This is a genomic window from Flavobacterium gilvum (assembly GCF_001761465.1).
Taxonomy (GTDB): domain Bacteria; phylum Bacteroidota; class Bacteroidia; order Flavobacteriales; family Flavobacteriaceae; genus Flavobacterium; species Flavobacterium gilvum.
In genome coordinates, this window is the sequence record NZ_CP017479.1 from 991722 (window position 1) to 1003204 (window position 11483).

The 11483-nt window shown below is 36.4% G+C and carries 6 protein-coding genes; 1 reads left to right on the top strand and 5 read right to left on the bottom strand.

Annotated features, from left to right (window positions below; genetic code table 11):
• Positions 1-215: 215 nt before the first annotated feature.
• A complete protein-coding gene (locus EM308_RS04300) occupies positions 216-1478 on the bottom strand; it encodes a DcaP family trimeric outer membrane transporter (RefSeq protein WP_231560016.1) in 1263 nt (420 codons plus the stop codon).
• A gap of 546 nt (positions 1479-2024) precedes the next feature.
• Positions 2025-3011: an HU domain-containing protein gene (locus tag EM308_RS04305; RefSeq protein ID WP_035637654.1), complete on the bottom strand. Its 987-nt coding sequence runs from the start codon at positions 3009-3011 to the stop codon at positions 2025-2027.
• Between the two features lie 204 nt (positions 3012-3215).
• Here EM308_RS04305 and dprA point away from each other — a divergent pair, with 204 nt between their 5' ends.
• Positions 3216-4316, top strand: a complete 1101-nt coding sequence (dprA, locus tag EM308_RS04310) for a DNA-processing protein DprA (protein ID WP_035637652.1) — start codon at positions 3216-3218, stop codon at positions 4314-4316.
• Positions 4317-5022: 706 nt separating this feature from the next.
• Here dprA and EM308_RS04320 read toward each other — a convergent pair.
• The 3 genes from EM308_RS04320 to serA form a co-directional block, all read right to left on the bottom strand.
• A complete protein-coding gene (locus EM308_RS04320; RefSeq protein WP_035637648.1) occupies positions 5023-5580 on the bottom strand; it encodes a dihydrofolate reductase family protein in 558 nt (185 codons plus the stop codon).
• Positions 5581-5976: 396 nt separating this feature from the next.
• Entirely contained in the window at positions 5977-8895 is a 2919-nt protein-coding gene (locus EM308_RS04325) for an FAD-binding and (Fe-S)-binding domain-containing protein (RefSeq protein WP_035637646.1), read from the bottom strand.
• A 300-nt stretch (positions 8896-9195) separates the two neighbouring features.
• On the bottom strand, positions 9196-11091 hold the full coding sequence (serA, locus tag EM308_RS04330) for a phosphoglycerate dehydrogenase (protein ID WP_035637664.1): 1896 nt from the start codon (positions 11089-11091) through the stop codon (positions 9196-9198).
• Positions 11092-11483 lie beyond the last annotated feature (392 nt).

An 11483-nucleotide genomic window follows, 5' to 3' on the forward strand; every position in this document is an offset into this window, starting at 1 on the left:
TATGACTTCCGTAAATTGGATCAAAAATATTTTTTGCCACAGATTTCCACTGATTAAACGGATTTTTACGGATTTTTTATTGTTTTAAGGTAAAAAATCTGCGAAATCTGCGTGAAAAAAATTAATCAAATTTTAATTTGGATTCCCGGGTTTATACTTAATTTTCTTAATACCTTAATGGTAAAAAAACTTTTTTTGGTTCACTTAACGAACGGTCATAATTTGTTTTTATAAAAAGTATTATTGAAGACATATCTAAAGGAAAACTGCAGTTTCACGTCAGTTCCGATGTTTCCTCTTGCTGCCGGAAGATTGAATTGCGGATCTCCAGCAAAATCATTGTTTTGTCTTTGGCCCCATTGTAATTCTGGTCCCAAAATGCAGTTTTTTACCGGTGAATATAAAAGATTGACACTTGCATATTGCCCTTTTTTATAGGCAGTGGATAATTGTGCTTCGGTGGTGTCATTTTTAACCATAGAATATCCAAAAGAAGTGCTGAATTTCGGACTCCAATTAATATCAAAATAGCTCACAACCCCTATCATCGGAATGGCGATTCCCTTGATTGGTGCTACTTGATTGTCATATTGTCTTTTGATTCCCACATCAGCTTCGGCATCGTTCATATAGTTCTGGATTCCAGCACCTGTGGTAAATGCGCCATGAAAAATGATGTTTTCTCCAAACATTAATTTAGTGCTCAAACTCAAACCCCAACCTACTGTACTTCCTGTTAAATCGTATTGATCGGAGTTGTTGTCTTCCCATTTCATACTGCGAAGAGTACCGGCCAATTCCATGTAACCCCAATAATCAGTATATCGGTATTCTGTTGTAAAATCAGGAACCGAAAATCGTGGTTTTACATCAACAAGCAATGTGCTGTATTCGAATCCGCCTGTTCCGTAAGGTCCCTGATCGGCAGTGGCACCTGGGCGTTCTACTGCTATTGAAAACAGATTGTGTTCATTGCTAATTGGGGTGTAACGCACCTGCACGTTTCTGAGGAATGGTAAAGCATTTGGACCCATAAATTCTACAATATTTGGATAGACATCGGTATCTGTAAACAAACTATTGGTTTGTCCTACTAGAAATTTGCCCAATTCAAAATAGGCGTGTTTAAGCCGAAATGCTGTATTTCCAACTTCTTTCCCCATTCCAAATAAGTCAAATTCAAAATGGGTTTTTACTTCGCCCAAAGGAGTATCCATATAATTTTTTATTCCAAACATAGTTTGTCTGACGCTCATAAAATACACACCCTGATTTTGGTATTCATTCCCCTGGCTGTCCAAAATTTGGGTAGGCCTCATGGTATCATACCAATCCGGGTTCATTCTGCCAAAATCATAGCCGGAGTCCATCATAATAAATCCAAAGATTTCCATTGATTTATCTTGATCATTTTTTTGGGCAAAAAGACAACAGCTAAACAAAAAAAGAAACAGATAAGAGTTGGATAGTTTCATCATAATTCTTAGGTTTAGTTAGTATTAAAAAGCATTTTTCTTTAATATGCTGCAAATGAGATACTGAAAACGATGGGTTTACTTATCAAATTTAATAAAAGTTTTGTAACTTTTTTAACTACAGTACTTTATATTTTTTCTATCCGTTTTATTTTTAACCAATTTTTGAACTTAGAATTTCGTATTGGTCTCAAATTGCACGCTTGAGGGATTGACGTTTTTGAGTAAGGATTTTTTCTCGTAAAGAAGCAAAGGCGCAAAGTTTTGCAACGAATACTTTGCGTCTTTACGTCTTTGCCAGATTTTATTAGGAACTAAAACTATAATATGCTTATTTTGATTTCAGATTCGAGCTTTTTTGGCTGTTTTAATGATCGTTTTTTCTTGAATGAAGGAAATGCTTCTTTTTTACAAAAAAACAAAACTGTGCTTTTAAAATCATTCTTTTTTTAGAGATTAAATCAAACCGAAAAGGCTTAAAACAAAAAATCACGAACAAAACCTTTTGATTGGCTTCATTCGTGATTTTAAGTAATGAATTTTATATTTCTACAAAGACTGAATCAAAATCCATGCTTCTGGATTATCAGTTTCAGTAATTGAATCTTTTTCTTTTTCCGCTTCCGCAAAAGTAGCGTAGCTTCCGTATAAAACAGGGTATAATCCATTTTTGTTAATTCCCAAAACTCTAGCGTCAAAGCCTTTGGCTATAAGCTGTCTGTATCTTTTTTGGGCGTTAGCCTCGCTTCTGAAGGCACCGGCCATGATGTGATACGGTAATTTAGCTACCTCTTCTTTTTCCTCTTTGTTGGATTTCAAAGAAAGAGTAACCGCAGGTATTGGTGATTGTATAAAGAAAGTAGCTTCCTGAATTTTTTTCTGAACCTTTTTTTGCACGGTTGCTTCAACCAAAACTCTTTCAGATGCAATTTGATTTTGGTACATCGGATAACCAATAGAACCGGCAACAGCTAATCCAATCACAAATACAGCCGCATATTTAAGGAACGGGCTTCTTTCTCTTGTTTCTGATTCGAGATTGAAAACAGGCGTTTCTTCCTCGATATTCGTTGCAGTTTTCTCAACCACGATTTCAGCTTTCGGAAGTTCCACTTCTCTTTTCACCGCTGGTGAAACAAAAGGAGTTAATCCAAAAGACTGTGCCAAATAATTGGTTTGCTCATTTGGTGTGAAAATGATATTGTTTTCAGCATTCAAACTTAGTACACCAATATTTTTGATTAAAAATGTGCGGTTCTCCTGCAAAGTTTTTTTCCAATTCAAAACTTCATATTCGATTGCGCTTACGGCATAATCGTATGATGTTTTTTCCACTTGGGCGATATGATTTGCCAATAATCCGTCATTGTTTTTAATGTGCGTGTTAAAGGAAATCATCTTTTTTGGCGGGAAAAAAGAATGTGAGTTTTCAAGCAGTTGAGCCGACTGGATTTCGGTCAGGAAAGCTCCAAAACCTGGAACCGTTACGCATTGATAACGGTATAAAAGCTGCGAGATGTAAAGTTCTATTTTCATAATAACAAAGATATATAACCGTAATAGTTATCAAAATTTTATTCACAATTTTTATTAACAATTCGTATGTATAACGTTATCAATTATTTATGGTTTTGGTCTTTTTTAAGAAAATAATAGACTTAAATTTTTGTATAAAAAATCTTAGTTTTTTAATTTTGAATAATAACTGATATTCAAAAAATTGTCTTATAATTGTAAGATATGTCAGAAGAAAATTTATTTAGCCTATTGGCTTTGTTACGAGTTGAAGGAGTTGGAGATATAATGGCCAAAAAACTGCTAACTCATTTTGGAAGTGCCGAAAAGGTTTTGAATGCCAAATCATCACAGCTTGCCGCCATCGATGGCGTGGGAACTGTTTTACTGAAAAATTTCAAGGATAAAAGCATTTTTGATAAAGCCCGAAAAGAATTGGATTTTATTCAAAAGAACAATATTGCGGTACTGAGTTTTCAAGACGAAAATTATCCCGACCGATTAAAACATTGTATCGACGGCCCAGTTTTGCTGTTTTCCTCAGGGAATATCAATTTGAAAAACCGAAAAATAATCAGCATCGTTGGCACGCGACAAATTACATCTTACGGAACTGAATTTTGCCGAAAACTGATTGAAGATCTTGCGCCTCTTGATCCCATAATAGTGAGTGGTTTTGCTTATGGTGTTGATATTGTGGCGCACCAACTGGCAATGGATCATGATTTGCAAACGATTGGCGTGGTTGCACACGGTCTGAACCAAATTTATCCCAAACCGCATAAAAAATATGTTGCCAAAATGGAACAAAATGGCGGTTTTATGACCGAATTTTGGAGTTCTGCAAATCCGGATAAAGAAAATTTTGTTCGCCGAAACCGCATTGTCGCAGGAATATCCGAAGCCACAATTGTCATCGAATCTGCCGATAAGGGTGGTTCGCTTATCACCGCCAACATGGCCAATGATTACAATCGCGATGTTTTTGCAGTTCCCGGCCGCACTACGGACAAATACAGTCAAGGTTGCAACAATTTAATAAAAACACAAAGAGCTAATGTACTCACAAGTGCCGCCGATTTGATTTATAACTTGAATTGGGATTTAGAAAAAGAAGCCAAACCGATTCAAAAACAATTGTTTGTCACCCTTGATGACGACGAACAAAAGGTCTATGATTATCTTTTGAAAACAGGTAAAGAACTGATGGATATTATCGCTTTGCATTGTGATTTCCCAATCTACAGGATTTCTGGATTGCTCCTGAATATGGAATTAAAAGGCGTGATTAGGCCTTTGCCGGGGAAAATGTTTGAGGCGATTTGATAGTGGATTAACGATTTCAGATTCCTTCTTTATTAGAACCAAATTGGGAAACTGCCACAAATTACACAAATTTTCACAAATTTTTTCTTTTAGAAACTCCAAAAGAGATTAAGAATCTGCGAAATCTGCGTGAAAAAATCAATTTCCACTTATTTTAAATGCATATATCTGTTTCTGAATCAGACATAATAGCTAGAGATTTAGATTCTTAATGATTGTGAATTTTTGCAATTCGGTTATTCATTTTGGAGTTTAGTGAAACCTTGAAGTAATGTATTATATTCTTCAAAACGATGTTCTCGTATTGGACGAATAAAAGGTTCTGTTCTAAAATACAATAACAGGCAAGGGGAAATATTCTTGTATTTTTCTACAAATTCAAAGTGAACCAATTCATTATTGGCGATTCTTGATTTTATTTTATTATGATACGGATACATTATTCAAATGTATGATAAAACCTTTTAAATTTGATTAATTTGAGTATAAACTAAAAAGGTTAGTCTTTCTATCAATGTCTTTATCCGTAAAGTTTAACAGAATATTTTTCTTATTCGTTATGACAATCCGTAACAAATGCCAAATAGATAAAACTCGCCACAGATTAAAAGGATTTTCACAGATTTTCTTTATAACTGCGTTTAAAATCTGTGATAATCTGTGGAAATCTGTGGCAAAAAACATCCTTGGTACAATTTACGGATAGTTATATTATCGGTTCATAGTAAAGAATTACTGCACCGCATTTTAAAATTTTTGTTTTTAGAAGTTTAAGCTCAATCCTGTTGTTTATGTCTTTAAACAAAGGTAAACCACTTCCCACTACAACAGGGTGAACACAAAGCTGAAATTCGTCTATCAAATTCAGTTTTGCCATGGAAATAATTAAACCCGGACTGCCTACATAAATGTCCTTACCATTCTTATTGTCAGATTGTTTGAGTGCTGTAACTTCTTCCTCGAGAGAGCGAGTTGCTAATTTTGCGCTTTTCCAGTCTACACTTTTTAGCGTATGCGAAAAAACAATTTTCGGAGTAGTATCCATAACAATGGCAAAGTCATCCATCGATTTAACACCACTTGGGTTTACTGCCAATTCCCGCCAATATTCCATAAGTTGATACGTTGTTCTGCCGTATAGAAGGGTGTCTGCACTGCGTAACAGCTCTGCGTAATGTTCATGAATTTCTTCATCAGCATCTATTGCTGTATGATCGCAAAATCCATCAAGTGTCATATTGATTGCTGCGATTATTTTTTTCAAGGGTTTGAGTTTTTATGTTAGTTTCCAACGAATTTCACACAGATGAAAGTATAAATTTAGTTAAAAAAATAAAATCCGTGACAATCCGTTGCATCCGTGTAATCTGTGGGCAAATGAAACCACAGTTTGCGCGAGCGCAATGTCATTAAAGTTAAGATTTGTATTTTCTCGCAAAGTCGCAAAGACGCAAAAAAAGCGGCTCCAAACTTTGCGTCTCTGCGCCTTTGCGAGTTAAATTTTGAAAAAACATATTGTGAAACGCGTACTTTAATGATTTTACGCTCGTACTAGCTTTTGTAAAAAATTCTACCACAATTTAAGTCAAAAAAAATTGCAGATGCTCCTAAAAACATCTGCAATCCAGAATCGTTATTAAAAATCTAAAATCGAATATCTTTATTTTAAAGCCTTAAAAAGTATTTCGACAGGGTGAAATGCTTTTCGGCTTGTTCCGTCGCTTATTTGATGCCTGCAGCTCGTTCCTGAGGCTGAAATCAATGTCGCTTCTTCTTCGGCGCGGATGGTTGGGAATAAAACCAATTCGCCGACTTTCATCGAAATGTCATAATGCTCTTTTTCATATCCAAAAGATCCCGCCATTCCGCAGCATCCGCTTGGTATATTGAGGACAGTATAATTTTTTGGCAACATCAGGATTTTTTTAAGCGGTACCAATGACGATAAGGCTTTTTGGAAACAGTGACCGTGCATGCGAACTCTTTCGTTGTTTTCTGTAAAAGAATCCGATGTGATGCGGCCTTCGTCTAGTTCTTTGGCCAAAAATTCCTCGATAAGCATCGCTCTGCTAGAGAATGTTTTGGCTTTGGTTTTCAAATCGCCACGGCATAAATCCGGATATTCATCTCGGAAAGACAAGATTGCCGAAGGTTCAATTCCGACTAAAATTGCGTTTTCTGGCATTTCTTTGGCGAAAGCCTGAGTGTTTTTCTCGGCAATTTCACGGGCTTCTTTCAACATTCCTTTAGAAAGATAGGTTCTTCCGCTGTATCCAATGTGCGGAACCGCCACTTCGTAACCCAAACGGTTAAAGAGCTTCACGGCAGTTTGACCAATTTCGACATCATAGAAATTTAGGAATTCGTCATTGTACAAATAGACTTTTCCTTGAGTGAAATTTCCGCTTTGCTTGTAGTTTCTGAACCATTTGCCAAAAGTAATTTTGTACATTTGCGGAAGCGATCTTTCGGTGGCAAAACCGGTGGCGCGTTTTACAATATTCCCAATAATTCCTTTGGTTCCAAAATTATACATCCAAGGCAATGAACCAAATAATTCGTTTATTTTTGGTGTATTTCCAATTAATTTCGAACGGAATTTCACTCCGTTTTTATCGTGATATTGTTGTAGGGTTTCCGCTTTTAGTTTCGCCATATCCACATTCGAAGGACATTCGGATTTACATCCTTTGCAACTTAAACACAAATCGAGTACATCGAGTAAAGCTTCATCGTCAAATCTGTTTTCTTTGGTCGAATTGGTGATGGTTTCTCTCAATATGTTGGCTCTGGCTCGAGTGGTGTGTTTCTCGTCACGGGTAGCCATATAACTTGGGCACATGGTTCCTCCGCTTTTCTCTGTTTTTCGGCAATCTCCGGATCCGTTACACATTTCGGCGGCACGTAGGATTCCGTTATGCTCGGAGAAATCAAAGTAAGTTTCCGGCATTGGCGTGTCCTGACCCGGAGTATATCTCAGGCTCGTGTCCATTGGTGGCGTATTCACGATTTTGCCCGGATTGAAAATTCCCCAAGGATCCCAAGTGTTTTTCACCTGGATGAACAATTGGTAGATTTCGTCTCCCAACATCAGCGGAATGAATTCGCCACGAAGTCTTCCGTCTCCATGTTCGCCACTAAGCGAACCTTTGTATTTTTTAACCAAATGGGCAATATCGGTAGCGATAGTTCTAAACAACGCTGTGCCTTCTTTGGTTTTTAGGTCAATTATCGGACGAAGGTGTAATTCTCCTGTCGCCGCATGAGCATAATGCACGCAGCTAAGGTTTCGCTCTTTTAGAATAGCGTTAAAATCTTCGATAAAATCAGGCAAATCGTTTACGTCAACGGCAGTGTCCTCAATAACGGCAACGGCTTTGGCATCGCCGGGAATATTAGATAATAATCCCAAGCCCGCTTTACGCAAATTCCAAACCTTATTGGTGTCTTCACCCCAAACAATCGGGAAGTGGTAGCCAAGATTTTTGGAACGCATCAATTCTTCCATTTCTTTGGCCGCTTCGATGATTTCTTCTTTAGAATCTCTTAAAAATTCAACAACCAAAATCGCTTGCGGATCGCCTTCTACAAAGAATCTGTTTTTGCTTTGCTCAATATTTTCTTTGGTACATTCCAAGATATAATGGTCGATTAACTCAACACTGTCTGGGTTGAATTTCAATGCTTCAAGATTGGCTTTCAACGATTCGTTGATGCTGTTGTGGTGTACACAAACCAAACCGGCAAACGGTTTTAGCGCATCAACCAAATTCAGTTTTATGGCGGTTGAAAAGAACAATGTCCCTTCGGAACCAGCTATTAATTTACAGAAATTGAATTTTTGGGTTGGATCGCCAAAAGGCTCGCTATCCGCCAATAAATCTAATGCATATCCTGTATTTCTTCTCGGGATTGATTTTTTAGGATAATTTTCGTCAAATAATGCGATGTTGGTTGGCGATGACAATAATTCTTTAGCTTGCAAATAAATGTTTTGTTCCAATGAACTTACCACATTTATTCCGTTGCATTTGTCTTCGAATTCGGCTTTGGTCAATGCGCCAAAACTAACTTCGTTTCCATCGGCCAAAAAACCTTTGATTTCAAGCAAATGTTCACGCGTAGAACCATAAATCACTGATCTAGCACCACAGGCATTGTTACCCACCATTCCGCCAATCATACAACGGTTACTGGTGGACGTTTCCGGGCCAAAAAATAATTTATAGGATTTTAAATGTATATTCAGTTCGTCACGAATTACTCCTGGTTCTACCCAAGCCGATTTTTCAACTGGATCAACCGAAAGGATTTTGGTAAACTCCTGTGAAATATCAACCACAATTCCGTTTCCAACAACCTGTCCGGCAAGAGAAGTTCCGGCCGCACGCGGAATTACGCTGCTTTTGTTTTCTCGTGCAAAAGCAATGATTTTTTGAATATCTTCTTTCGTTTTTGGAATTGCTACCGCCAACGGCATTTCTTTGTAAGCACTTGCATCAGTGGCGTAAAGCGTACGCATGGTATGGTCGTACAATAATTTACCGTCTAATTGCTTTTCAAGATTTTCAAGCTTCATTTTATTTTAGATTTTAGATTAACGATTGTTGATTTTTGATTTCTGGCGAAAGAGTAAAATTTGTTTTTACAATAACAAAATCTGAAATCAATCCCAATAATCTCGGGAATAATCAACAATTTTAAATTAAAATTGATAATCTTTTTGTTTTTAGCAACTTTGCGCCTTTGCGTCTTTGCGAGCCATTTTTCTCGCAGAGGCGCAAAGACGCAAAGCTTTTTAGTTTTTAGATTAACGAATGTTGATTTTTAATACGACGAAATCTGAAATCAAAAATCGTTAATCAACAATCAAAAATCATTAATATAGAATTCTATATCTAATGGTATTTGGAATCGCTTTTAATTTTTTCTCCAAATCTTTGTTATGGAAATTATCAATATCGGTAATTACATAACCCAAAGTTTCGTTTGTTTTCAGGTATTGTCCCAAGATATTGTTGTCATACTCCAAAAGAATATTGTTGATTTGTGCCAAAATACCTTTTACATTTTCGTGAATGTGCATAATTCTGTGTGCACTTTGAAGTTCAGGAAGTTGAATTTCAGGAAGGTTTACACTTCCGTAAGTAGTTCCTGTGTTGATGTAATTAATGATTTTGTTGGCAACGTAATGTCCGATGTCTTCTTGCGCTTCTTCGGTACTTCCTCCGATGTGTGGTGTCAAAATCACATTCTTCATCCCGATTAATTCAGAAACGAATGGTTCGTCATTGTTTTTTGGCTCTTCAGGGAAAACATCAATGGCTGCGCCATGAATTTTACCGTTTTTAAGGTTGTCTACCAATGCTTTAATGTCAACAACGTGTCCTCTTGAAAGATTTAGGAAAATAACTCCCGGTTTCATGCTTTCAAAAGCATCGGCGTCGATTATGTTTTTATTGCTCGCGCGTCCGTCTACGTGTAAAGAAACCACATCCGAAAGAGCCAATAATTCTCTCAGAGAAGAACATTTTTTGGCATTTCCTAATGCTAATCTGTCGACAGCGTCATAGAAATACACTTTCATTCCCAATGCTTCGGCAACGATAGAAAGTTGTGATCCGATACTTCCGTATCCAACCAAACCTAATTTTTTTCCACGAATTTCAACACTATTGGTGGCCGATTTGTCCCAAACACCTTGGTGCATCATTTTGCTTTTTTCAAATGTGTTACGAACCAACATAATGATTTGTCCCAAAGCCAATTCCACAACCGATCTTGTGTTGCTGTACGGCGCATTGAAAACCGAAATCCCTTTCATACTACAAGCGGTCAAATCTACTTGATTGGTTCCGATACAGAAAGTTCCGATGGCGTGCAGTTTATTGGCATGCTCCAAAACTTTGGCAGTAACGTTGGTTTTGGAACGAATTCCAAGGATGGAAACGCCTTTTATTTTTTCTATTAATTCATCCTCATTCAAAGAACCTTTCATTGTTTCTACCGAATATCCTTCGTGTTCAAAGATGTCCACGGCATCCGGGTGAATGTTTTCCAGCAAAAGAACTTTGATTCTGTTTTTTGGATAAGAAACAGAAGCTTTATACGATAGTTCATAAAGAATTTCGTCCAATGATGGCGCAATTTGACTTGCTTTGTCCACAACAATTTTACGGCTTACGTTTTCTGTAAAAGCAAAAAACTTGCTTACCGCTCCACCTTCAAGTGTTTCATAATCAGTATAACCGTCACCAATCATGATTGCCTCGCCTTCAAGGTTTAATGACTTGATTTTTTTGACTTTTCCTTGGTTTTCACACAATTCGTCTTTTTCGTCAAAACCAATTATTTTTCCGTCGTGGTCAAATTTGAAAGTATTTGCCAAAACGTGTTCCGGCTTGATGCCGTATTCTGAAACGATAGGGATGATAATTTCCTTAAAACCGTTTGAAATGATATAAATATTGTCCGAATGTTGTTTAAAAAACGTTCTGTTACGAATTACCGAAGCAGTAACTTTCTTTTTCAACTCGTCAATCACAGTCCCGATATGATCTCTATTAGCTTGCAACAGTTGAATTCTTTTGGTCAAGGATTCTTTTAGCGAAAGCTTTCCTTCCATTCCCAAGTTGGTCAAATGTTGGATCTCGTTTAAAATTTGCTCTCCGGCTGCACTGTCTTGGTATATTACTTCACATAACACATCAAGTGCTTCGACTTTAATGAAAGTACTGTCAAAATCGAATATAAATGTTTCCTGATTTTCTGTCATTTTTTTACTGTTTTTCACAAATAGAAATTATTTGTCAATTTTTGTGCAAAGATAGCCTCTCTATTGGTAATGAGAAAATTATTTGGTATAATACTGCCCTCTTTAACGAGATTTGAGATTATTGTTGTAAATCTTCTTTTTGGTTGGATTTTTTTTAAAATAAAGCTGAAAAACCAATTTTAAATTTTGTTTTTTTTATTTTGAAAAATGTTTTTTCAATTAGTTTTTTGCAAAATAAGAACGATATTTCTTAAAATAAATATAAATTCAGCTTTGTTTTAGATTCAAATCAGAGAATTTGATAAGTTTCCTTGAAACTTTTTTTCTTGTTTTTTTTATAAAAAATATCGTTTCAGAAATAAAAAAATCACGAATTAACACCCAATTTATTT